Origin of the sequence: Azospirillum sp. A29 (assembly GCF_042604625.1) — a bacterium.
GTDB lineage: Bacteria > Pseudomonadota > Alphaproteobacteria > Azospirillales > Azospirillaceae > Azospirillum > Azospirillum palustre.
Window position 1 is genome coordinate 506135 of sequence record NZ_CP170460.1, and the last position, 23568, is coordinate 529702.

17 protein-coding genes are annotated in these 23568 nt (G+C 67.9%); 9 read left to right on the forward strand and 8 right to left on the reverse strand.

Annotated features, from left to right (window positions below; genetic code table 11):
- From ABNQ38_RS02220 to ABNQ38_RS02230, 3 genes are all read right to left on the reverse strand, one after another.
- A complete protein-coding gene (locus tag ABNQ38_RS02220; RefSeq protein ID WP_377805471.1) occupies nucleotides 1–783 on the reverse strand; it encodes a gluconate 2-dehydrogenase subunit 3 family protein in 783 nt (260 codons plus the stop codon).
- Nucleotides 784–907: 124 nt separating this feature from the next.
- Nucleotides 908–2680 carry a caspase domain-containing protein gene (locus tag ABNQ38_RS02225; RefSeq protein WP_377805472.1) on the reverse strand — a complete coding sequence of 591 codons (1773 nt, stop codon included), beginning with the start codon at nucleotides 2678–2680 and terminating at the stop codon, nucleotides 908–910.
- Nucleotides 2681–2740: 60 nt separating this feature from the next.
- Nucleotides 2741–3703, reverse strand: coding sequence for a LysR family transcriptional regulator (locus ABNQ38_RS02230; RefSeq protein ID WP_377805473.1), 963 nt, complete (start codon nucleotides 3701–3703; stop codon nucleotides 2741–2743).
- Nucleotides 3704–3810: 107 nt separating this feature from the next.
- On the opposite strand from ABNQ38_RS02230, the gene ABNQ38_RS02235 reads away from it, so the two are divergent.
- From ABNQ38_RS02235 to ABNQ38_RS02275, 9 genes are all read left to right on the forward strand, one after another.
- On the forward strand, nucleotides 3811–4635 hold the full coding sequence (locus ABNQ38_RS02235) for an SDR family NAD(P)-dependent oxidoreductase (protein ID WP_377805474.1): 825 nt from the start codon (nucleotides 3811–3813) through the stop codon (nucleotides 4633–4635).
- A 204-nt stretch (nucleotides 4636–4839) separates the two neighbouring features.
- Complete coding sequence (locus tag ABNQ38_RS02240) at nucleotides 4840–5949, forward strand: type II asparaginase (RefSeq protein WP_377805475.1); 1110 nt, start codon at nucleotides 4840–4842, stop codon at nucleotides 5947–5949.
- 177 nt (nucleotides 5950–6126) lie between these two features.
- A complete protein-coding gene (locus tag ABNQ38_RS02245) occupies nucleotides 6127–6693 on the forward strand; it encodes a histidine phosphatase family protein (RefSeq protein ID WP_377805476.1) in 567 nt (188 codons plus the stop codon).
- Between the two features lie 229 nt (nucleotides 6694–6922).
- Complete coding sequence (locus ABNQ38_RS02250; protein ID WP_377805477.1) at nucleotides 6923–7513, forward strand: DUF6655 family protein; 591 nt, start codon at nucleotides 6923–6925, stop codon at nucleotides 7511–7513.
- 32 nt (nucleotides 7514–7545) lie between these two features.
- Entirely contained in the window at nucleotides 7546–7983 is a 438-nt protein-coding gene (locus ABNQ38_RS02255; protein WP_377805479.1) for an EamA family transporter, read from the forward strand.
- Between the two features lie 393 nt (nucleotides 7984–8376).
- Nucleotides 8377–10674: a TonB-dependent receptor gene (locus tag ABNQ38_RS02260; protein WP_377805480.1), complete on the forward strand. Its 2298-nt coding sequence runs from the start codon at nucleotides 8377–8379 to the stop codon at nucleotides 10672–10674.
- A gap of 82 nt (nucleotides 10675–10756) precedes the next feature.
- Nucleotides 10757–11443, forward strand: a complete 687-nt coding sequence (locus ABNQ38_RS02265; RefSeq protein WP_377805481.1) for a Fe2+-dependent dioxygenase — start codon at nucleotides 10757–10759, stop codon at nucleotides 11441–11443.
- A gap of 11 nt (nucleotides 11444–11454) precedes the next feature.
- Nucleotides 11455–12117 (forward strand): tetratricopeptide repeat protein, encoded by a 663-nt coding sequence (locus ABNQ38_RS02270; RefSeq protein WP_377805482.1) that lies wholly within the window; start codon nucleotides 11455–11457, stop codon nucleotides 12115–12117.
- Complete coding sequence (locus tag ABNQ38_RS02275) at nucleotides 12114–13193, forward strand: alpha-hydroxy-acid oxidizing protein (protein WP_377805483.1); 1080 nt, start codon at nucleotides 12114–12116, stop codon at nucleotides 13191–13193. Before ABNQ38_RS02270 ends, ABNQ38_RS02275 begins: the two co-directional genes overlap by 4 nt.
- A 21-nt stretch (nucleotides 13194–13214) precedes the next feature.
- Here the strand turns inward: ABNQ38_RS02275 and ABNQ38_RS02280 are convergent, their stop codons facing one another.
- The 5 genes from ABNQ38_RS02280 to ABNQ38_RS02300 form a co-directional block, all read right to left on the reverse strand.
- The gene (locus ABNQ38_RS02280; protein ID WP_377805484.1) at nucleotides 13215–14804 is read right to left on the reverse strand and encodes a methyl-accepting chemotaxis protein; all 1590 of its coding nucleotides are present in this window, start codon (nucleotides 14802–14804) and stop codon (nucleotides 13215–13217) included.
- Nucleotides 14805–15260: 456 nt separating this feature from the next.
- Entirely contained in the window at nucleotides 15261–15905 is a 645-nt protein-coding gene (locus ABNQ38_RS02285; RefSeq protein WP_377805485.1) for a response regulator transcription factor, read from the reverse strand.
- The gene (locus tag ABNQ38_RS02290; RefSeq protein WP_377805486.1) at nucleotides 15905–17425 is read right to left on the reverse strand and encodes a response regulator; all 1521 of its coding nucleotides are present in this window, start codon (nucleotides 17423–17425) and stop codon (nucleotides 15905–15907) included. The genes ABNQ38_RS02285 and ABNQ38_RS02290 overlap by 1 nt, the downstream gene beginning before the upstream one ends.
- On the reverse strand, nucleotides 17422–22467 hold the full coding sequence (locus ABNQ38_RS02295) for an AAA family ATPase (protein WP_377805487.1): 5046 nt from the start codon (nucleotides 22465–22467) through the stop codon (nucleotides 17422–17424). Before ABNQ38_RS02295 ends, ABNQ38_RS02290 begins: the two co-directional genes overlap by 4 nt.
- 87 nt (nucleotides 22468–22554) lie before the next feature.
- Complete coding sequence (locus tag ABNQ38_RS02300) at nucleotides 22555–23511, reverse strand: helix-turn-helix transcriptional regulator (protein ID WP_377805488.1); 957 nt, start codon at nucleotides 23509–23511, stop codon at nucleotides 22555–22557.
- Nucleotides 23512–23568 lie beyond the last annotated feature (57 nt).

Consider the following 23568-nt stretch of genomic DNA (forward strand, 5'->3'; position numbering starts at 1 on the left):
TCAGCCCTTCCTGGCCCAGTCGCCGCGGCCGCCGATCGACACCGGCGGCAACGTGTATTTCCGATTGTGCTTCAACACATGGTCCCGGTAGTCGTACCGGGTGCCGGGGAAGCCGATCATCTTCCAGCTGACCATGTCGCGGTTGCCGCCATAGATTGGGTCGGCGAAGAACCCTTCCATGGTGTTCTGCAACAGCAGGCTGAAGAGGCTGCCGGAACCGACCGGACCGTCGAACTTTGCCTCGCCCGCCTCCATCGCCGTCAGCAGCTTGTCCTTCTGCTCCGGCGACAGATCGGTGAAACTCTTGCCGTCCATGGTCCGGCGGCAATGGTCGTCCAGCGCCTTCAGACCCTGGCGGTACTTCATCGCCGGGGGCAGGTCGGTCTGGTCGCCCTGGGTCGGCAGGCCGGGCTGGAACGGCCCCTTCATGTAGAGCCGGTCGGAGGTGCCGTAATGGCCGGACAGCTGGCGGTCGATGAAGACGGCGCAGCCGGCATCCTTGCCGCTGACGCTGAGGTCGTCCGCGGGGATCAGCCGTTCGACGATGGCCTCGACCAGTTCGCCCTCGCGCGGGGTAAAGAAGGTCCAGGGACCGGGAAGGACTTGGCGGGGCGGCTCGATGGAGCCGGAATCCCAGGGCAGGCCGGTGCCGAACAGGATTTTCGCCCGGGCGCCGGAGGCGGTCAGCGCCACCAGCCCCATCGCCGTGGTGGCGAGGAAACGGCGGCGGCTGGTGTGGAACACGCTTGGCTGGCCCGTATTCGGGCTTTTGCTTGGGTTCATGTCTGGATCATCCCGGAATCGTCACAACCGCAGCCGTTGTCGCATTGCACAACAAATCAGCGGTGGAACGATAATTTCCAATGATCGAAAGACATACACCCGGTCTCAATGGCGCACGCCGTTATCATTGGGCGATGATCGAGCACAAACGGTCAGTGCGGCGGGCGCAAATGCAGTCTCCACCGGTGGTAACCGCGGGCGGACACTGACCCGCGGCGACGCAACCTTTCGGCGCCTTCGGACACTCCTCTTCCTCGTCTTCCTCCTCTTCAGGGACCTCTTCAAAGACGATCCTGTCGCCTACGGCGTAGAGCATGCACTCATGGTTGCCGCCGGACTGCTCGCACCGCTCCAGCGCCGCCTCCTTCGCCTCTTCCTCGCTGTCGCGATCCCAGACGGTGGCCCAGCGGCCGGCGAGCGTCACGGCCAGCGCCTTGTAGCCGGGGTTGCGCTGGTAGTTCACCATGCCGACCTTGCGGGTGTGGTCGCTGACGAAGGGCACGCGCGCCGGATCGAAACGGCCGGCCCCGAGGATCTCGACCGGCATCGGCGTGAAGCCCTTGGCGTCCATCACCACCGCATCGTCGACCGCATAAAGCGTGCAGGACTCCTCCGCACGGTACTGGCAATATTGCAGGGCGCTGCGCTTGACGTCGTCCCCGGTCCGGCTGTTCGACTTGTTGGAGAAGTAGGCGTAATTGCCCTTGGTCGAGATCGCCAGCGCCTTGGGCGAGGGCAATCCGCTAAACATTGCCAACGCGTCCCGCGATTTGGCGTTGAGATAGGGGATCGCTGCCACATCGAACGGCCGGGCCGGCGGGGCAGCCGGGGCCGGGACAGCCAAGAGGGCCGGGGCAGGAGTTGCGGCGGGAACCGGCGGGGTAGCGAGCGCCGCGACCGAAAGCTGGGCCCGCTCCGCAGGCACCGCCCCGCCCAGTTCGGTGACGCGCGCCTCGGCGATGGGGGCGAAGGTGCCTTGCGGGAACTGCTTCAGATAGGCTTCGAACAAGCCGCGGTTGGAACTGCCCTTGATGCTGTCCCAGAACAGCGTCTCCTTGTCGGGGTTCGCCGCGGGCGCCGCCGACGCCGCAGGCGCTACGTCGGCGGGAGGCGCCGTCACCACGGTGGTCGGCCCCAGGAAATAGAAGCGCCCTTCGATGGGAGAAGCCGAAACCCAGGGCTGCTGCACCCCGCCGGAGTTGCGTTTCACCGCTATGCCGACATCGTTGAAGATATCGAACACCGCCTCGCCCGGCTTCAGCATCGCCTTCGACAGCACCTCGGTATAGGGGCTGTTGGAGCCAGCACCATCGGCCGCCACGGCGCCCGGCTGGGTCGCGTAGGCGATGATGGTCCCGGCGGGGGCCTGCATCTGCGCCAAGCCCGGCAGCGCCGCACGCATGCCGCGCCCGCCGAAGGGATTGTTGCGGCAGGCATCCAGGATGACGATGTTCAGCCGGCTTTCCGCCAGCGCCATCTCGTCCAGCACCATTGCGACGTCGATCAGTTCGTACCGGACGTCCGCCTCCTTCTCCAAATTGGCGGAAACCGGCAGCAGGTAATTGGTGCCCCGCGCCTGCATGCCGTGCCCCGCATAGAAGAACAGCCCGACATCGGCCCCGACCAGCTTGGCGCCGAAGTTGCGGATCGCCCGTTCCGTTGCCGCCCGGTCCAGATCGAGCTGCGGCGCCCCGCCGATCAGTTCGAAGCCGGCCGCGCGCAGGGACTCTGCCATCGCCTTGGCATCGTTGGTCGGGTTGGGCAGCCGCGGCGCAAAGCGGTAGTCGCTGTTGCCCAGCACCAGCGCCACCCGCCGTTCCGCCGCGGCCTCACCCGAGGCCGCCACCCACACGAAAAGCGACAGGGCGAGCGCGACGGTGCGTCCCAGGATCTTCAAGGCCGGTTTCCTTCGGATCGAAAGCAGTGCCGGCACTTTGCCCAGGCAACGGCGCGCGATTCAAGGGCGGCGACCATCTTCCTGCACCAACTTGACATCCGAATTTCCGTCCGCCATGGACGCGGCCGCGCGAACCGCGTCGATGAAGGCCCGCAAGGCCGGGGCCATCTGCCGCTGGCGCGGATAGCACAGGAACCGGCCGGGAAAGGCGGCGGACCAGTCCTCCAGCAGCGGAACCAGTTCCCCCGCCGCGATAGGCCCGGCCACGGCATCCTCGACGCAAAAGCCGATCCCGATCCCCCGGAGGGTCGCGCGCAATGCCATGTCCTTGTCGTTGAAGATCAGCGGCCCGTCGACAGCGACCTCGAACCAGGACCCATTTCCGAAGAATTCCCAGGCATAAGGCATCACATGGCCCGGCCAGCGCCAGCGGATGCAACGATGGTCGACCAGATCGCGCGGATGCGCCGGGCGGCCATGACGATCCAGATAATCCGGCGACGCCACAGCGATCTGCCGCAGGTCCGGACCGAGACGCACGGCAACCATGTCGCGGTCGATCACTTCGCCGATCCGGATCGCCGCATCGAAGCCACCGGCCACCAGATCCACCACGGCGTCATCCAGCGTGATGTCCAGCACGACATCCGGAAAGTCCCGTGCAAAGTCCGCCAGCATCGGTTCGATGTAGCGTTCCGCCGCTGCGCGGAAGCTGTGGACGCGCACAATACCGGAGGGGCGTTCGCGATATTGGCGTACCTGCCCGATGGCATCGCCGAGTTCCGAGACGGCCGGCTGCACGCGCCGGAGCAGATTCTCACCGGCATCGGTCAGCGCGACGCTGCGCGTGGTCCGGTTGAGCAGCCGCACTCCGACCCGCTCCTCGAACCCGCGCACCAGTTGGCTGAGCGCCGATGGGGAAACGCCCAGCCGCTCCGCCGCACGGCTGAAACTCAGCGTCTCGCCGACGGCGAGGAACGCGCGAAGCTGGTTGTAGTCGCTGCCGGAGAGTAAGGGATCCATGAACCGAAGAGAACATTCTTCAGCCACGCTTACAAGTCTCATCAGAAATCCGGGTATTCTGTGATCCGGCAACGGGACGTATCTCTGACCGGGAAAGGAGACTTCCCATGACCACATGGTTCATCACCGGCATCTCGCGCGGCCTCGGGCTGGCACTCGCCAAGGCGGCCCTCGCGGAGGGCGACACCGTCATCGGCACCGTCCGCACCGGCAGGCCGGACCTCCCCGCAGGACGCGGCACCCTGAATGTCCTCACCGTCGATCTCGCCGACGGCGATGCGGCCGAGGCGGCGATCGGTCAGGCCTTCGCTCTTGCCGGCCGCATTGACGTGATCGTCAACAATGCGGGTTACGGTCTGCTGGGGGCGGTCGAGCAGGCCAGCGACGACGAGGTCGCCCGGCTGTTCGCGGTCGATGTGTTCGCGCCGTTCCGCATCATCCGCGCCGCCCTTCCCCGCCTCCGTGCCCAGGGGGCCGGGCACATCGTCAACATCACCTCCATCGCCGGACGGGCACCCGGCGCCGGTTCCGGTCTCTATGCGGCGGCCAAACATGCCTTGGAAGGATTGTCCTCCGTTCTTGCGCAGGAGGTCGGCCCGCTTGGCATCAAAGTGACGGCGGTGGCCCCCGGCGCCTTCCGCACCGACTTCCTGTCCAGCCATTCGATCCGCAAGAGCAGCGCCGAAGACGCGGCCTATGCCGACAGTGTCGGACGCATGTCGTCAGCTTTCGACGGCATGGCCGGACGCCAGCTCGGCGATCCGGATCGCGCAGCGCAGGCCATCCTGGCCGCCGTCCGTTCGGATACCCCTCCGCTCCACTTGCTGCTGGGGTCCGATGCCCTCAACCGCGCCCGGTCCAAGCTCGACGCCGTGATCGCGGAAATCGACGCCTGGGAAGCGGTGACCCGCAGCACCGACTTCAGGGGCTGAGGCGCGGGACGGGCTAACGGGCGGGAGCTTTGCAAGGCCGGCGAACTCTCCCGCCCGCGGCGCCGATTTTCGAACGGGCATTCACATTCGGTCCGCAAACCGTTCATGACGCTGACTAAGGGCATTCAATGGAATTGACGAGACTGCGCCCTCCCGCAGGCTGGCACGGGCCGGCCATAAAAAATGCAATGGGAGAGGAACGCCGTGTTCAAGACCACCACCCGCACCATAGGCCGCAGCATGAGCCGCAAAGTGGCCGCCGCCGGACTTGCCGCGCTGCTGCTGAGCGGAACCGCGTCCCACGCCGCCTTCGCCGATGACGGGTTGCCCAACGTCACCATCCTGGCGACCGGCGGCACCATCGCCGGCACCGGCGCCACCAGCACCACGACCGTCGGCTACACCGCCGCCAAGGTCGGCGTCGAGAAGCTGATCGAAGCGGTGCCGGAACTGAAGAAGGTCGCCAACGTCAAGGGCGAGCAGGTCTTCCAGATCGCCAGCGAGAACATGACCAACGACCATTGGCTGAAGCTGGCCAAGCGGGTCAACGAACTGCTGGCGCAGAAGGACGTCGACGGCATCGTCATCACCCATGGCACCGACACCATCGAGGAAACCGCCTATTTCCTGAACCTGACGGTCAAGAGCACCAAGCCGGTGGTGATCGTCGGCGCCATGCGGCCATCCACCGCCATCAGCGCCGACGGTCCGGTCAACCTCTACAACGCGGTGACGCTGGCCGGCTCCAAGGACGCCGTCGGCAAGGGCGTGCTGGTCTCGCTGAACGACCAGATCAACGCCGGCCGCGACGTCACCAAGACCAACACCTCGACCGCCGACACCTTCCGCACGCCCGAACTGGGCTTCCTCGGCTACATGCAGGACAACAAGGCGCATTTCTACCGGCAGGTCGTGCGCAAGCACACCGCCGAGGCGGAGTTCGACATCTCCAATCTGGACAGCCTCCCGCAGGTCGACATCGTCTATGGCTATGCCAACAACAACCGCACGGCGCTCGACGCGCTGGTGAAGGCGGGGGCCAAGGGCATCGTCCATGCCGGCGTCGGTGACGGCAGCCTGTCCAACGCGATGAAGCCCGGCCTGATCGACGCCCGCAAGCAGGGGGTGGCAATCGTCCGCTCGTCCCGCGTCGGCAACGGCATCGTCGCGCGCAACGGCGAGGCCAACGACGACGAGCTGGACTTCGTTGCCAGCGACACCCTCAACCCGCAGAAGGCGCGCATCCTGCTGATGCTGGCGCTGACCAGGACGACCGACAGCAAGGCCATCCAGAAGATGTTCTACACCTACTGAGCCGGGACATGCGGACAGGGGCCGTCCGGCACTTTCCGGCGGTCCCTCTCAAGTCGCGGAGAATTCCGTAGGCAACAAGCACCCCGGATCGGACGTTGAGCAGGAGGAAGCGGAAGCCGCACCGGGTTCAGCCGCACCGGGCTCCGATCAGCGGTCGCACCACCGAGGGAGATACCGATGCCTGCCCCATGCCGCCGCGGCCTGATTGCCCTGTCCGCCGCGGCGCTGCTTGCCGCCCTGGCCGGCGCATGTCCCGCCGCGGCACAGGACACGGCCGGGCTCATCGTGCTGATGCGCCATGCGGACGCGCCCGGCACCGGCGATCCGGCCGGTTACAAGCTGGACGACTGCGCAACCCAGCGCAATCTCAGCGAGGATGGCCGTGCCCAGGCGGCGCGGATCGGCGGGCGGCTGCGGCAACTCGGCATCGATCAGGCGCGCGTGCTGTCCAGCCAATGGTGCCGCTGCCTGGACACCGCCCGCCTGCTGGATCTCGGCCCGGTGAAGGAACTGCCGGTCCTCAACTCCTTCTTCGGCCAGCAGGACGAGGAGAAGGACAGGATCACCCAACTGCGCCAGTTCCTGGCCGACCTGCCGCGCGACGGCAAGCCGGTCGTGCTGGTCACCCATCAGGTCACCGTCACCGCCCTGACCGGCATCTTCCCGGCTTCGGGCGAGGCGGTGCTGCTGCGGGCGAACGGCACCCCCAACCCGGAGCAGGTGGACCGGCTGACCGTCCCCTGATCCGTGCGATGGGGGTGGGTGGTACCGCCCTTCGCGGCGGACCTGGACATCTGCGCCGTTGACCAGACACCCGCCGTCAGTCTGGATAGGCCGCCCAACGCGGCTGATCGCCGGGAAGATGCCAGGAAAAGGACTGATGTTCGGTGGGCAAACAAAATATCCTTACAATGAAGCACCGATTCATTATGGCGCATGGAGCCGGTTTTACAGGATCGGACTGCCGCTTCTATTGAGCATCGTCGGGTTTGGACTGGCCGGCTGCTCGACCTCCCATATCACCACCCCTGCCCGTTCCGCCACCGAACAGCTGCTGATCTCCACCGCGGCCGATCAGGCCGCCGAGCGTTTGGCCGGCAAGCTGGCAGTGCGGGGAAGCATCTATGTCGATTCCGCCGGCGTCGAAGGCTACGACACCAAATACGCCGTTTCCGCCGTGCGCGACGCCCTGCTACGCCACGGCGCCGCCATGGCCGAGAACCGTGACAAGGCGGCCACCATCGTCGAGTTGCGGGTCGGCGCCCTGTCGGTGGACAGCGAAAGCTCGCTGCTCGGCATTCCCAGCATCGACATTCCAATGCCGGTCGGCGGCAGTTCCTCCACGCCGGAGATCTCGCTGTTCAAGAAGGAGCTGACCCAGGGCGTTGCCAAGATCGCCGCCTCCGCCTACGACAGGACTTCCGGTACTCTGGTGTCCTCCAGCGGGCCGCAATATGGCTTCTCCAACCGGGCGGAATGGGTTCTGCTCCTGATGCTGAGCTGGGACACCAACGACCTGCTGCCGCCCAAGACCCGGCCCGATCCGAAGCCCTGGGACGACTGACCGGACAGAAGCGATCTAAAGGAAGCCAAGAGATGACCGGTGACCTGTTTCCGTCCTGGATGCTGTGGGCGCTGCTGTCGGCCTGCTTCGCGGCGTTGACCGCCGTCTTCGCCAAGGTTGGCGTCGAGGGCGTCGGGTCCGACATGGCGACGCTGATCCGCACCGCCGTCATCTTCGCGATGCTGATCGGGATCGTCGTCTCGTCGGGGCAGTCGCTGTCGCCGTCGGCGGTGTCGGGCAGGACGTGGCTGTTCCTCGTCCTGTCCGGCCTCGCCACCGGGGCCTCCTGGCTGTGCTATTTCCGCGCGCTGAAGCTGGGTCCTGCCTCGCAGGTGGCGCCGGTCGACAAGCTCAGCGTCGTGCTGGTGGCGGTTTTTGGCATGCTGTTCCTTGGTGAAAAACTGTCGGCGCCGAACTGGCTGGGCGTCGTGCTGATCGCCGCCGGGGTGATTCTGCTGGCATTCAAGTGACGCCGGTTTCCGCACCTGAACGGGGCACCTCACCAAGTCCTGCGCGAATGAAAATCATTCTTATTATCATAGTGACTTTTCGGCAACATTGCCGATTTCCATCCCGAGACGCCCCCTTCCGCCGACATCGACCCGCCACCGCAAGCACGCGCCATCTTATTGATAGTTAAGCATAAACTCCATAACGCGACGCAACCTGCCGCCGTCGCGACCCAGACGGCCAACCACGCGCATTCAGCGTGAAAGCCTTTCCGTTCGCCCGCGGCGGCTGTTCGCCCACCCTCCAACTCAGAATGCCTCTCAATCTCAGCTGTTGCAAGGAAGGCCTATCCCATTGGTAGAAGGCGCTCCAGCGATCGTCCAATCCACCTTGGCGCATTTCGGGAGAGCTTGATGCGACAGACCACGTCCCCCCATGGACTGAGACCCCTTCTGGCAGGTGCCGCCGCCACCGCCAGCCTTGCCATGACCTTCGCCCTGCCGGCGACGGCCGATGCGCAGGGCACCGGCACGGGATCGGGAAATCCGGGGACCGGTCCGACGCCGCAACGGTCCTCCGGCGACGCCTTGCAGCTCGATTCGATCAAGGTCGATGCCGCAGCACCGCAGACCGGCAACGTCAACGCCGCCCCAACCGGCGTGTCCCGCCTGCCCGACACGGTCAAGGACACGCCCCGCGTCGTCAACGTCGTGCCGCAGGAGATCATCGAGCAGCAGCGCGCCACCTCGCTGGAACAGACGCTGCGCAACGTGCCGGGCATCACCATTTCGACCGGCGAGGGCAACGGCGGCCAGAACGGCGACCAGTTCCGCATCCGCGGCCTGACCGCGCGCGGCGACATCTACACCGACGGGCTGAAGGATTTCGGCGTCTACACACACGACGTCTTCAATACCGAGACGGTGCAGGTCTTCAAAGGGCCGTCGGGCAACGGCTTCGGCGTCGGCAATTCCGGCGGCGTCATCAATCAGGGCACCAAGAAGGCGTCGCTGCAGCAGAAGGCCAAGGTGGAGCAGTCGGTGGGCAGCGGCCCGACCTACCGCACCACAGTAGACGTGAATCAGCCGCTGAGCGACACCGCGGCACTGCGGGTGAACGGCCTGTACCACACCCAGAACGTTCCCGGCCGCGACGATGTGGACGCCGACCGCCGCGGCATCGCCGCCGACCTGGGCCTCGGCCTCGGCACGCCGACCACCTGGCATCTGAACTACGCCTTCCTGAAGGGCGAGAAGACGCCCGACATGGGCCAGCCGATGGTGCAGGGCCGTGACGGCATCTTCCGTCCGGCCGCGGAGTACGGCCTCAACCGTTCGACCTCCTATGTCCGCACCCTCGACCGCGACGACACCGAGAACCACATCCTCACCTCGTCCTTCGCGCATGAGGTGAACAAGGCACTGTCGGTCTACAACGACTCCCGCTTCAGCCATTACGAGCGCAACATCGCCGCCACCACCCCGTCGCCCCTCAGCGGCGCCGCGGCGACCCAGTTCCTAGCCGGCCGCGATGTGGCGCTGAGCTATGGCGCCGGCGGCGGCATGGCGTTCAAGCAGCAGGGCTTCGGCGTTCAGAACGTCACCGGCGCCAAGGTCGACGGCGATCTGTTCGGGCTGCGCCACTCCCTCAACGGCGGCCTCGACGTCAGCTATCAGCGCGACAAGCGCGAGACCGGCACCTGGGTCAACCGGGTCAACAACCAGACGGTCCGCAACCCGACGCGCAACTACTCGGCCAACACCGCCATCGTCTATCCGGAAAGCGGTGGCCGCGAGGCCAGCGTGACCAATGCCGGCCTGTTCGTCACCGACCGCATGTGGCTGTTCGACAAGCTGTCGGTCCAGGGCGGCCTGCGCTGGGACTATTTCCGCACCAGTTTCGGCTCCGCTTCTCCGACCATCGCCGGCGGGCAGGCTTCCGACCGCACCTGGAGCCCGTCGGTCAGCCTGATCTATGAACCGACCAAGGAGTCGTCGGTCTACGCCTCCTACTCGCGCTCCTACAAGCCCATCGGCACCGACATCGCCGCCGCGGTCACCAACGGCACGGCGGAGACGCCGAACGGCGCGCGCAGCTTCGATCCGGAACAGACCGACCTGTACGAGATCGGCGCCAAGGCCGACTTCCTGAACGGCCGGCTGGGCGTCAGCGGCGCGATCTTCCAGGCGGAAAAAACCAACACCTACTCGGTCGATCCCGCCACCGGCACCGTCACCGACGGCTTCTCCGAAGCCGGGCTCGGCGTCCGCATCCGCGGTTTCGAGGCCAGCATCAGCGGCAAGCTGACGGAAGGCTGGAGCGTCTACACCAACTACGCCTATCTCACCGGCAAGGTGACGGAGTCGCGCACCAATGCGGCGCTGGTCGGCCATGCCGCCCCCAACGTGCCGAAGCACAATGGCAGCCTGTGGACGACCTACGAGTTCGATGCCGGCAGCGTCGGCAAATTCACGGTCGGCGGCGGTATGCAGGTGGCGTCGGAATATTGGACGGACAGCGCCAACACCGGCCGCCTGCCCTACACCTTCTCGGCGGATGCGCTGGTGTCCTACGAGTTCCGCAATGTCTCGGTGGCGCTGAACGGCTACAACCTGACCGACCACCGCAACTACATCTCGGCCTTCAACGCCAGCCGCGCCGTGCCGGCTTCCGGCCGCACCGTCATGCTGACCACCGGGCTGACCTTCTGATCCATCACCGCATCGCCTGAAAAGTCGGCCGGACCGCCCCCGTCACGGGCGGTCCGGCCTCTCTTGTACGAGGAACCACCCCATGCTCCTGCAGATCCCCGACATCCTCACCGCGGATGAGATCGCGCAGTGCCGCACGGTGCTGGAGGCGTCGCCCTGGGTCGACGGGCGGGTCACCGCGGGCGATCAGGCGGCCGGCGCCAAGCGCAATCTGCAAATCCCGGAGGAGAGCGACACCGCGCGGGAGCTTGGCACCGTCATCCTGCGCGCGCTGGCCCGCAGCCCGGCCTTCAATTCCGCCGCCTTGCCGTTGCGCGTGCTGCCGCCGATGTTCAACCGCTACGACCACGCCATGACCTACGGCTATCACGTCGACAACAGCATCCGCACGATCCCCGGAACCGGCGGCATGCGCATGCGGGCCGACGTGTCGACCACCATCTTCCTCAGCGATCCCGAGGAGTACGAGGGCGGCGAGCTGATCGTCGAGGACACCTACGGCACCCGGCCGGTCAAGCTGCCGGCGGGGCATGCGGTGGTCTATCCGTCCAGCAGCCTGCATCAGGTCAGCCCGGTGACGCGCGGATCGCGCTGGGCCTCCTTCTTCTTCACCCAGTCGATGGTGCGCGACGATGGGCTGCGCGCCATGCTCTACGACCTCGACATGGCGATCATCGAGCTGCGGCAGGAGCTGGGCGACAGCCACCACGCCGTCCTGTCGCTGGTCAACCATTACCACAACCTGCTGCGCCGCTGGGCGGAGGTGTGAGGACGGTTCCGATGCGGTCCACCTCCCGCGGCATCGGCCCGGCGGACACCCTGCTGGCGCTCGGCCAGTCCTGCCTCGACCGCGGCGAGGGCGAACCGGCCTTCGCTTGGTTCCGCAGCGCGGCGCGCGGCGGCGATGCCCGCGCCATAAACCTGCTCGGCCGCTGCCATGAACATGGCTGGGGCGTTCCCGCCGATCCCGTCCAGGCGGCGGCCCATTACCGCAAGGCGGCCGATCTCGGCGACGGCTGGGCGATGTTCAATCTGGCCGACCTCCATTGCCGCGGGATCGGCGTCGCCAGGGATGACGAGGCCGCCTACCGGCTCTATGCCGCCTCCGCCGCCAAGGGCAATGCCAAGGCATTGAACATGCTGGGCCTGTTCCATGAATGCGGGCGCGCGGTGCCGGCCGACGAGGCCGCGGCGCGCACTCTGTTCAAGGCGGCCGCGGAGGCCGGCGATTGCTGGGGCCGCTTCAACCATGCCCGCCTGCTGATCGGGGACGGAGCGAGGGACGAGGCGCTGCGCTGGTTCCGCCTCGCGCTCGACAGCGGTTTTCCCGACTTTTACCGCAGCATGGCGGCGGCTCTGGCCCCGCATCCCGATCCACAGATCCAGGCGCTGGCCGCCGAGGCCCTGAGGCTGGCCGAAAGCCGGAAGGAGGCTTCTCGATGATCGTCCCGCCCAACACCGTGTCGCTGTCCGACTATGAGCGGCATTTCAACGACCGGGTCGATCTGGCGACCCGCGCCTACATCGCCGGGGCCGGGGCCGACGGCATCACCCAGCGCGCCAACCGCGAGGCCTTCGACCGCCTGCGGCTGATGCCGCGCGTCCTGCGCGAGCTGTCCGGCGCCACCGCCCGGTCCGAGCTGTTCGGGGAAGTGCTGGATTATCCCATCATCCTGGCGCCGATGGCCCACCACAGGCTGGTCCATCCCAACGGCGAACTGGCGACGGTAGAGGCCGCCGGCCTGACCCGCAGCTGGATGACCGTCAGCACCCAGGCCAGCGTCCGGGTGGACGAGATCGCCCGGCGGGCGACGGCGCCCCTATGGTTCCAGCTCTACAGCCAGCCGCGGCGGGAGGACACGCTGACCCTGGTGCGGCGAGCGGAGGATGCCGGCTGCAAGGCGCTGGTTCTGACGGTGGACGCGCCGGTCAACGGGATGCGCAACATGGAACAGCGCGCCGGCTTCCGCCTGCCGCCGACAATCGCCCCGGTGAACCTCGCCGGCCTCGCTCCCGACGATTTCCGCCCGCCCCGCCCCGGCAGCCCGGTCTTCCAGGGCATGCTGCACACCGCCCCGACCTGGGACATGGTGGCGTGGCTGTGCAGCGAAACGGGCCTGCCCGTCCTGCTGAAGGGCATCCTCAATCCCAAGGATGTGGAGCCCGCCATCGCCGCCGGGGCCGGCGGGCTGATCGTCTCCAACCATGGCGGCCGGACGTTGGATACCCTGCCCGCCAGCATCGACGCCCTGCCGGCGGTGGCGGAGCGGGCGGCCCGCCGTCTGCCGGTCCTGATGGACGGCGGCATCCGCCGCGGCACCGACATCCTGAAGGCGCTGGCGCTGGGCGCCGACGCGGTGCTGGTGGGACAGCCGGTGCTGCACGCGCTGGCCGTCGGCGGTATGGCCGGCGTCGCCCACATGCTGACCCTGCTGCAAACCGAGCTGGAGGTCGCCATGGCGCTCACCGGGCGGCCGACCCTGCCGGACATCGACCGTTCGGTGATCTTCGGTACCTGATCGCGGCGCTTGATCGCGTCGTCATGCCGCCCGAACATGGCGGAGGAATTCCTCCGCCTGATCGCGCAGGGACAGCGCCTGCCGGCCGAGGTCGGCGGCGGCGGCACGGACTTCGGACGCCATCACGCCGGTCTCGTGCGCGGACTGCGAGACCTCCTCGATGTTGTGGGTGACCTCGGTCGTGCGGTCGGCGGCGCGCTGGACGGACTGGGCGATGTCGGCGGTGGTGGCGCTCTGGTGGTCGGCGGAGACGGCGATGCGGCCGACAAGGTCGCTGACCGACAGCACGGTGCGGCCGATCCCTTCGATGGCCTCCACCGCATGACCGGTCACCGCCTGGATTTCCGCCACTTGGCGGGCGATGTCGTCGGTGGCGCGCGCGGTCTGGTTGGCGAGCGTCTTCACCTCGCCGGCGACGACGGCGAAGCCCTTGCCGGCCTCCCCCGCCCGCGCCGCTTCGATGGTGGCGTTCAGCGCCAGCAGGTTGGTCTGCGCCGCGATGTCCTGGATCAGGGTCACCACCTCGCCGATCTTGCCGGCGGCGGCGGCCAGCCCGTCCATCGTGTGGTTGGTGCGGGTCACCTCCTCCACCGCGCTGCGGACCATGCGGGCCGACTCCTCCACCTGCCGGCCGACCTCGCCGATGGAGCTGCTCATCTCCTCCGCGGCGCCGGCGACGGTGCGCACGTCTTCGCTGGCCTCGCCGGCTGCGGTGCTGACGGTGTGGGCGCGGACGCTGCCGGTCTCGGCGATGTCGTGCAGGCGCTGGGCATTGGCCTGCAACTGCGTCGTGGTGGCGCTCAACACGCCGACGACGCCCAGAAGCGAGCCTTCGAAGGACTGCGCCACCTCCTCCATCGCCGCGCGGCGTTCCTGAACCGACCGCGCGCGCTCCGCCGCCTGGGTTTCGTGTAGTTGAGCGACCTCCAGCGCGTTGTCCTTGAACACGCCGAGCGCCTTGGCCATGCCGCCGATCTCATCCTTGCGGCCCAGCGCCGGGATGGCGACCGACAGGTTGCCGCGCGCCAGTTCCTCCATCGCGACACGGATGCCGGACAACGGCCGGAACATGCGCCGCGCCAGCAGCAGGCAGCCGGCGGCGACCAGTAGAGTTACGATGGCGCTGATGACCGCAATCATCGCCTGGGTGTCGCGGATCGCCGCGAAGAACTCCGCCTTCGGAATGCCGACATAGAGAATGCCGACGACGCGGCCGTCCGGCGCCTTGATCGGGTCGTAGGCGGTGTAGAAGGGCGTGCCCAGGATGTCGACCTGCCCGCGATAGGGCACGCCGCGCCCCAGCACGGCGTCGTAGACCGGCCCCTTCGCCAGTGTCGTGCCGACCGCGCGGCCGCCGTCCGGCTTCAGCACGTTGGTGGCGACGCGGCGGTCGCCCATAAACAGGGTCGCGGTGCCGCCGACCAGCCGCTTGACCCGATCCACCGGCTCGAAGAAGTCGTTCAGGGCGCGCTCGCCGGCAAACAGCTTGCCGTCATGCGCATCGAACGCCTGTCCATACTGATTCAGCACGTCCCAGGCGACGCGCATGTTGGTTTCCTGCCGCTCCATCGCCACCCGGTCGGCATAGCTGGTCAGCAGAAATTCATTCACACCGAATGTAGAGAATGCAAGCAACAGCAGTCCACCGCCGCAGAGCATCACAGTCTTGCCCGCAAGGGACAAAGCCCTGATCGTCATACCCAATCCCCGATTTAGTCCCGCCAACGGCGCCTTGCTCTTCTTTTGCGGCGCATGCCTTATCCGGCACCCATGTCGGACAGGAAAAACCGGAGAATACTTAAGAAAAAGTTAGAACAAATTCCTGAATTCTCTTTGGGTGATTGTCTCCGTCATACGGATTGATCGAAGGGCAACGATCACTTTGAAAGCTTCGTTCAACAAATTGGCTGCCGTTGCGCCATCGTTGCCGGCCGACGCGCTTGCCGGTGAGGATTCCGTCGTGGGCCGTCGCCGTGCCGGTCCGTGGCGACGGATCTATGGAAATGGTCATATGATTATGATCCGACATGCGAAGGAGGCTCACAGGCGAAGGCGGACAACTGCCCCCTACTGGGTACGGCCGGTCGCGGTCAGGCTGTCGACGATGCGGACCAGTTCCACGACGGAGCGGGCCTCCATCTTGCGCATGGCCTGGCCGCGGTGCAGCTTCACCGTCGCCTCGCTGAGCCCGAGATCGTCGGCGATCTGCTTGTTGCGCAGGCCGGACACCACCATCAAGGTGATCTCGCGTTCCCGCGGGGTCAGCGTGTCGAAGCGAGCACGCTGGGTGGTCAGGCCGCGCTCCTGGCAGCGACGCTCGCCATGGGCGGCGATGGCGGCATGGATGGCGTCCAGAAGCTCCTGGTGATGCACGGGCTTGGTCAGGAACTCGAAGGCCCCCGCTTTCATGGCGCGGACCGACATCGGCACGTCGGCATGGCCGCTGATGAAGATCACCGGCAGGCTGTTGCCGGAGCGCGCGAGTTCCGCCTGGAAATCCAGGCCACTGCGCCCCGGCAGCCGCACGTCCAGCACCATGCAGCCGACGTCGATGGCCGGCCGCTGATCGACATACTGCTGGACCGAGCCGTAGCTCCTGACCTGCAAGCCGACGGAATCGAGCAGCCCCTCCAGCGCCTCGCGGACGGCTTCGTCGTCGTCGATGATGACGACGGTCTCTGCCGCCGCCACGGCCTCCGCCTTCCTCACCATCACTTTCCTCCGGGCGATACGGGCAGCACGAATTCGAACACGCTCCCGCCCGACGTGCCGGGCGTCGCGGTCAGCCGTCCGCCATGCAGCTCGACGATCGACCGGCTGATCGACAGGCCCATGCCCAGCCCGTCGGGCTTGGTGGTGTACAGCGCGCGGAAGATGGCGTCGATGTCGGTTTCCACGATGCCCGGCCCGCTGTCCTCGACCCGGACGCGGAGCCAGCCGTCGGCGCTGCCGGTGACGATGCGCAGCCGCCGTTCGGGCAGATCGTCGGCGGACATCGCCTCGATGGCGTTCATCACCAGATTCAGGACGAGCTGCTGCAACTGCACCCGGTCGCCATGGACCCAGGGCGGACCGGCCTGAAGATCGGTTTCCACCGTGATGCGGGCGCGGCGCAGCTCGGCCCGCACCAGTTCCAGCGTGTCGGCGGTCAGCGCGCTGATGTCGACCCAGCCGGGATCGACGGGAGTCCGACGGGCCAGCGCGCGGATGCTGCGCACCACGTCGCCGGCCCGCTGGGCGTCGCGCACGATCCGCTCCACCACCATGCGGGTCTTGTCGAGGTCGGGCTGAGGCTGCGACAGGTGCTGGAGGCAGGTTCCGGCATTGGTGACAATCGCCATCAGCGGCTGGTTCACCTCATGCGCGACGGCGGCCGCCAGTTCCCCCATCATGGTCAGCCGGCCGATATGGGCGAGGTCGGCCTGAGCCGTGCGCAGAGCCTCGGCGATCCGGCGGCGCTGGGTCAGATCGCGGAACACCAGGATCGATCCGACGAGATCCCCACGGTCGTCGATGATGGCGGAGCAGCGCTCCTCGACGACGATCCCGGCCGGCAAAGCATCCGCATCCCCGCCGCGCGGCAGCAGGCGGGATTGCCGTTCCGTCGGAGCGAAGTCGCCGCTGCGCAGGACGACGGCGGAGAAATCCTCCAGCGGCTGCTGCGTTTCCTCGTCGACCACGACGAAGACGGCGGACAGCGGCTGCCCGGCGGCCTCCGCGGCGGTCCAGCCGGTCATCGTCTCCGCCGCGCGGTTCATGAAATCGACCCGGCCGTCGCGGTTGCACAGGATGACGCCGTCGCGGATGCTGGCCAGAGTCGCGGCATAGCGCCGCTCGCTGAGGCGCAGCCTGGTGTCGCTGGCATGCTTGTACAGCGCCATCTGGATCACGGTGCGCATCTGCGGCTCTTCGAAGGGCTTCAGCAGATAGCCGAAGGGCTCCGTCAGGCTGGCGCGATGCACGACCTCGTCATTGGCATAGGCGGTCAGGAAGACGATGGGGATGCGGTGGGCATCGCGGATCCTGCGCGCCGCCTCGATCCCGTCCATCTCCCCTTCCAGGCGGATGTCCATCAGGACGAGATCGGGCTGCTGGCTGCAAGCCATCCGGACGGCATCCTCGCCGCTGGCCGACATGCCGACAACCACATGGCCCATTCGGGACAGTTGATGCTGAATATCGCGCGCAACGATGCGGTCGTCTTCGACGATCAGGATGCGTGCCGCGATCATTGACGTCCCCGATTGCGCCCCTTCAAAGGAAAGGTAACGATGAATTCTGATCCGGCACCCGACCTGTACTTCAATGCGCCGTGCAGCTGACTGGTCAAGTCCGAAACAAGTTGAAAGCCTACGGACTCCATCCTATCGGGATCGCATCCGTCGGGCAAGCCCACGCCGTCGTCCCGGACGGACAGGCGGCAATCCTGCCCGTCGGTGGTCAGGGCGATCCGCAGAACCCCGCCCTGCCCCCCCGGAAAGGCATGCTTCAGCGCGTTGGAGACCAGTTCGTTGACGATCAGCCCGCAGGGCACCGCACGGTCGAGGTCCAGCTTCAGGTCGTCCATCTCGGTTTCCAGCCGCACCGTCCCGGCATTTCGGAAATAGGCGCGCAGCAGATGGGCACAGACCGATTCCAGATGCTCGCGCATCGGCACCCAGGCGAAGTTGCCCAAACGGTAGAGGCTTTCGTGCACCAACGCCATCGAGCGCACGCGGTCGCGGCTGTCGGCGAACAATGCGGCCACCGCCTTGTCCTCGATGCGGCGGGATTGAAGGTTGAGCAGGCTGGTGACGAGCTGGAGGTTGTTCTTCACCCGGTGATGGATTTCCTTCAGCAGCGCGTCCTTCTCCTCCAGCGTCGCCGTCTCCAGCGAGGCCGCCGCCTGGGCGCCGAGCAGGGTCAGCACATTGACCCGCTGCGGGGTGAAGGCGTAGGTCGCCAGCGCATTCTCCAGATGCAGCAGCCCGACGACACGGCGGCGGCGGACCAGCGGCAGGCACAGGATGGAGCGCGCCTCCGTCTCCTGGAAATAGGGATCGGCGGACAGCGGGCCGGCGGCGCGGGTGTCGTCGACGATCACCGCCTCCTGGTCGCGGACGGCGCCATGGATGATGGTGTGGGGTAGCGGAAAGCGGTCGGCATCCTCCTGCACCAGCCGGACCGACACGCCATAGAGGCCGATGGTCGCCTCCGCCTCCACCCGCAGCCGTTCGCCGCGGGCGAGGATCAGCAGTCCGCGGCTGGCGCCGGCATGTTCCAGCACCAGGGTCAGCAGGGTGGTGGTCAGCTGTTCCACGCCCGCCTGATCGGAAACGGTGCGCAGCGTCTCCAGGAGAGAGGCCAGATCGATCCCATCGAACCCACGCGGGGCCTCCGGCATCACCGCCTCGCCCGATTCCACGGTCAGGGAGGGATGACGGCGGGCGAGCTGCCGGACCTTGGCCGTCGCCCCCCAGCGGCCGTAGCGGTCGACCGCCTCGCGGATGCAGGCCAGCTCCAGCGTGGGAACCCCCATCCGGCGGTAAAGGCCGGCGGCGCATTCATGGGCCAGCGCCTCCACATGCGGCAGGGCGTTGCGGCGGGCGGCCAGAACGGCGCGGTCGTAGCCGCGCATCGCATCCTCGGTCCGCCCCTGCGTGCGCGCCGCCTCCGCCTCCGCCAGGGCGAAGCGCGCGTCGAAGCTGTCGGGGCTGTGGCCGGCCCATTCGCGCAGCTGGTTGAGATGGCGGGCCAGGGCCACGGCATGCCGGGGGCGCTCCTCCGGCTCCACCCCGTCCATCGCCCCGGCCCTGGCCAGGGCGGCGTGGAAGTGGAACTCCGCCATCTCCCAATGGCCCGAGGTGGTCCACAAAAGCCCCTCGGCGCGCTCGGCCGCCTCGACCGCCGCCGCCATCCGGCCGGCGATGCAGCGGAGCTGGAGCGTGCGGATCCAATGCCAGCAGGTGGCGATGTCCAGGCTGGGGTTGGCCAGCAGCCGCGCCTCGAAGGCGGCATTGTCGAAGCCGCGCCCGTCGAAGGAGCCGAGTTCGTCGGTCCGCCCGCGCAAGGCGCGCACAAGCTGCAACTGGGTGGTCAGGATGTCGGCGCACAGCCCGAACTTCACCTGCCGCACATAGGCGAGCCGCGCCTCCGCCGTGCGCTGCACCGTCGCCAGCGGATCGCCCGACGCCAGCATGCTGGTGACCAGCGTCACGCTGGTGAAGCCGCCATAGGTGACGTCGCCGGCCTCCCGCGCCTCCTCGAAGGCGCGCAGGAGCAACGGCCGCTCGCTGCGGATGTCGCGGGTCCAGGGCACGACATGATAGGCGAACGTCATCAGCACCCGCGCCCGGTAGCGCGTCCGCCCGTGCCGCTCCGCCAGATCGTAGCCGAGCCGGCCGAACGCGTAACCGGCGTCATAATCGCCGAAATAAGGGCCGGCCATCATGCCGAGATAGGCGAAGCCCAGGGCGGAGGCATCGCTGCGCCCATGCTGGAGCGTCAGGTTCGCCATCCGGCAGAGGATCAGGCAGACGAGGTTGCGGTCGCTGAAGAAGGCGGGCGGCAAGGCGGCCGCCAGCACGTCCAGCGTCGCCCGGCTGTCGGGATCGTTCACCGCCGACAGCGCCGCCAGCGAACTGATTGGCCGGCCGCCGATAGCCTCGCGCAGCCGTGCGTACTCCTCATGGGCCAGGGCGGCCGGCGGGTGGGCCGGCCAGTCGATGCCGGCACCGCGCAGATAGGCGAGGCAGGCGTCGATGGCGCGGTCGCTGCGGTCGATGGCGGTGTAGACGGTCACCAGCAGGGCGGTGATGGCGGCGCGGTCGGCCGGACATCCGCTCCGCCCGACCAGCCCGAGAAGCCGCAGTTCAGCCCGCTGCAGGTCGCCGCTGAGGAACTCGCATTCGGCCTGGAGATGTTCGAGCGCGAAGGCCAGCCGGTGGCGACGCTCCACCTCGCCGCCCTCCAGCAGGCGGAGGCCGGCAAGCGCATAGGCGAGTGCGGAGCCGTGAGCGCTGGCGGCCTTGGCCTGATGACCGGCGGCGAGGTGGAGCGTCGCCACCTCCTCCCGCTCGCGCCCGTCCTGGATCAGGGAGAGGCAGCGGTCATACTGCCCGACCAGCGCGAACAGCCGCCCTCCCGACAGATCGGCGGCGAAGCCGCGATGCAATGCACGGGCGATGTCGAGATGGAGCCTGCTGCGCCCCTCGGCCGGCACCAGCGCATAGGCCCCCTCCTGCACCCGGTCGTGGAGGAAGCGGTAACCGCCGTCGCTGCGCAGAATCAGCCCTTCGGCCAGCACCGGCTCCAGATCTCGCCCGGTTTCCGCCTCCGTCAGGCCGGCGGCAAGCGCCAGGGTCGTGAGGGGAGCGCTGGCGCCCAGCGCGGCAAGCCGGGCCAGCAGGTCGCGCGCCCGCGCCGGAAAGCGCCCGAGCCGTTCGGTCATCAGGGTGGCGATGCTGGCGCCCGACCGGGCCGTCTCCACCGCCGCCATGTCCCAGTCCCAGCGCTTCGCCTCGCGGTCGAACCACAGCCGGCCGGAACGCTCCAGCGCGGTCAGGAGCTGCACGGCGAAGAAGGCGTTGCCGCCGGTCCGCTCCTCCAGCAGGGCGGCCAGCGCCTCCACCTCGTCCGGCTTGCGGTCCAGGCTGTCGGAAACCATCCGGCGCAGGTCGTCGGACGACAGCGGACCCAGCGCGATCTCGCAGCAATCGATTCCCGCTTCGGCAGGCTCGGCCGCGGAACGCCCGATCCGCTCCAGCAGGGCAGCGAGCGGATGGTCCGGCCCGACCTCATCGCTGCGGTAGGCGCCAATCAGCAGCAGATGACCGATGCCGCCGTCGGCGACCAGCCGGTTCAGCAGATCCAGCGTTGCGCGGTCCAACCATTGCAGATCGTCGAGGAACAGCACCAGCGGGTGGTCGGCGCGGGCAAAAAGCTGGAGCACGCGGCGGAACAGCAGGTCGAAACGGTTCTGCGCCTCCTGCGGCGGCAGCGGCGGCACCGGCGGCTGTTCGCCAATCAGCAGGGCGAGGTTGGGGATCAGCGCGGTCATCAGCGCGCCGCCGTCGCCGACCGCCTCGCCGAGGCCGCGGCTCCACTGGTCGCGGTGCGGGACCGGCAGGGCGAGGATGCGCGTGATCAGGTCGCGGAAGGCCTCCGCCAGACTGGCATAGGGAAGGTCGCGGCGGCCCTGGTCGAACTTGCCGGCGGCGAACAGGCCGCGCGGCGGTACCAGCTGTTCCTCCAGCGCATGGACGACCGCCGACTTCCCCACGCCGGACCGGCCGGAAATCAGCACGATGCCCATCCGGCCCCGCCCGGCTACCCGCTCGAAGGCAGCCTGGAGCACAGCCAGCGGCTCCTCCCGGCCATAGAGCGAGGCGGGCGGCTCCAGCCCCTCCGGCAGGTCGCGGCCGCCGGGCGGAAAGGCCGGGATGCGGCCCTGCCCATCCCAAAGCTGGAGGGCATGGGTGAGATCGCGGACAAGGCCGTCGGCAGTCTGGTAGCGGTCCTCCGCCGTCTTGGCGAGCAGCCGCAGCAGGATGCCGGAAATCCCTGGCGGCAGGTCGGGGGCATGGGTGGCCGGCGGGATCGGCGCGCGGGCGAGATGGCTGTGGACCCACTCCATCGCATCGCGGGCGGCGAAGGGCAGTTCTCCCGTGAACAGCTCGTAGAGCGTGACGCCCAGCGCATAGAGGTCGCTGCGCCGGTCGACCGGGCGGTTCATCCGCCCCGACTGCTCGGGCGCCATGTAGGGCAGCAGCGCCGCCGGCCGCTCCACCTCCTGCCGCTGCGGGGCCGACAGGTCGGCGGCGCGGCCGAAGCCAGTCAGCCGCACTGCCTCATCCTCCCCGACCAGCAGGTTGAAGGGCCGCAGGTCGCCATGCAGGATCCCGCGGCGGTGCAGCCGCGCCACCGCGGCGGCGATGCGGATCGCCAGGGACAGCCGCTGGCGGAATGCCCCGGCGGATACGGCAGGCATGGACAGCCACAGCGCCGGCAGCGGCTGCCCGCCCGGATCGGCCAGGGTCAGCACCGGCACGGCGCCATGGCGCAACAGTTCGAGCGGCTTCACCGCCCAGGCGGGGTCGAGCAGCGGCGACAGCTCATGCTCCTGTCGCAGGCGGGCGAGCACGGCATCGGTGGGCACACCCGGTTCCGCCATGCGCGCCAGGATCGGAAAGGGCTGGCCCGGTCGCGTCACCCGCAGCAGCCGGGTTTCCCCATCGCCGCCAAGCGCGTGGGTGCCGGAGCCCGTCTCCGTCAGATGGTCTAGACTGGACTCCATGAAACGGCCCTTCCCCAGCACAGCCTCGGCAGGATAGCGGCATTCCGCCGCAGTTGGGGAAATTGCCGCGATGCGCCGACAGGCGGATCAGGCACAGGGGATTTCGGCAGGCGCATGGGACGGGAGGCCCGTCGGCAGGACGGTATCGACACCGTCATTGCGCCGCCGCCAGCTGCGCGGCGAAATGCCGACCAGACGGCTGAAGGTGCGGGTGAAATGGCTCTGGTCGGCGAAGCCGCAGGCCAGCGCCACATCGGCCAGCGTCTGGGATCCGTCGCGCATCAGCGTCTTGGCATGGTCGATCCGCCGGTGCAGCAGCCACTGGTAGGGCGTGGTGTTGGCGGTACGGCGGAAGGCGCGGACGAAATGCCCGACCGACAGCCGGCATTCGGCGGCAAGGTCGGCCAGCCGGATCTCGCCGTCGAGATTGGCGGCGATCATCTCCTTCACCCGCCTCTCCTGCCAGGGCGCCAGCATGCCCCCGGTCCTGGCGGCGCTCACCCGGCCATAGGCGGTCACGACATGGGTCGCCAGCGCCGAACAGACATGGTCGAGATACAGCAGGCTGATCCGCTCCGGAAACTCCAGCGTCGGCAGGATGGCCGATGCCAGCGCCCGCACGGTCGGATCGTTGACCGGACTGCTGGGCGCAATCGACAGGTCCTCCAGCCGGCCGCCATGGACGTCGGGGCAGGCGCTTTCCAGCGCCGTCCGGGGCAGATGGAAGGTCAGCGTGTCGAAAGCCGTGTGCATGTGGCAATCGATCTTGCGGCGGTAGTCGTGGATCGAGGTCAACCCGGCGATGTTGGCGGGCTTCTCCACCAGCCGGCCGTCGACCCAGACGTCGGAATGGAAATTGGACAGATGATGGCTGACCAGAAAGGCGTCCTCCGACGCCGGGCTGAAATGGCCGACGCCGCCAGCCATGCAGCGGATCCGTGCAACCCCCACCGTGCCGCCGCCCGAGCCAAGGATCAGAACCTCCGGCTCATCCGGCGTCGGAACGTAGCGCATCCGCAGATTGGACTGGTGGGCCGAAGCCATGGGGCGTCTCCGTTGGCTGGCGCGCGGCTTTCCACGGAGAGGAACCGCCGCCCGACT

What these genes read in the sequence shown, in the direction of transcription:
- ABNQ38_RS02220 (WP_377805471.1), bottom strand. Translation starts at nt 783, where the DNA reads ATGAACCCAAGCAAAAGCCCGAATACGGGCCAGCCAAGCGTGTTCCAC.
- ABNQ38_RS02230 (WP_377805473.1), bottom strand. Translation starts at nt 3,703, where the DNA reads ATGGATCCCTTACTCTCCGGCAGCGACTACAACCAGCTTCGCGCGTTC.
- ABNQ38_RS02235 (WP_377805474.1), top strand. Translation starts at nt 3,811, where the DNA reads ATGACCACATGGTTCATCACCGGCATCTCGCGCGGCCTCGGGCTGGCA.
- ABNQ38_RS02245 (WP_377805476.1), top strand. Translation starts at nt 6,127, where the DNA reads ATGCCTGCCCCATGCCGCCGCGGCCTGATTGCCCTGTCCGCCGCGGCG.
- ABNQ38_RS02255 (WP_377805479.1), top strand. Translation starts at nt 7,546, where the DNA reads ATGACCGGTGACCTGTTTCCGTCCTGGATGCTGTGGGCGCTGCTGTCG.
- ABNQ38_RS02260 (WP_377805480.1), top strand. Translation starts at nt 8,377, where the DNA reads ATGCGACAGACCACGTCCCCCCATGGACTGAGACCCCTTCTGGCAGGT.
- ABNQ38_RS02265 (WP_377805481.1), top strand. Translation starts at nt 10,757, where the DNA reads ATGCTCCTGCAGATCCCCGACATCCTCACCGCGGATGAGATCGCGCAG.
- ABNQ38_RS02270 (WP_377805482.1), top strand. Translation starts at nt 11,455, where the DNA reads ATGCGGTCCACCTCCCGCGGCATCGGCCCGGCGGACACCCTGCTGGCG.
- ABNQ38_RS02275 (WP_377805483.1), top strand. Translation starts at nt 12,114, where the DNA reads ATGATCGTCCCGCCCAACACCGTGTCGCTGTCCGACTATGAGCGGCAT.
- ABNQ38_RS02285 (WP_377805485.1), bottom strand. Translation starts at nt 15,905, where the DNA reads ATGGTGAGGAAGGCGGAGGCCGTGGCGGCGGCAGAGACCGTCGTCATC.
- ABNQ38_RS02290 (WP_377805486.1), bottom strand. Translation starts at nt 17,425, where the DNA reads ATGATCGCGGCACGCATCCTGATCGTCGAAGACGACCGCATCGTTGCG.
- ABNQ38_RS02295 (WP_377805487.1), bottom strand. Translation starts at nt 22,467, where the DNA reads ATGGAGTCCAGTCTAGACCATCTGACGGAGACGGGCTCCGGCACCCAC.
- ABNQ38_RS02300 (WP_377805488.1), bottom strand. Translation starts at nt 23,511, where the DNA reads ATGGCTTCGGCCCACCAGTCCAATCTGCGGATGCGCTACGTTCCGACG.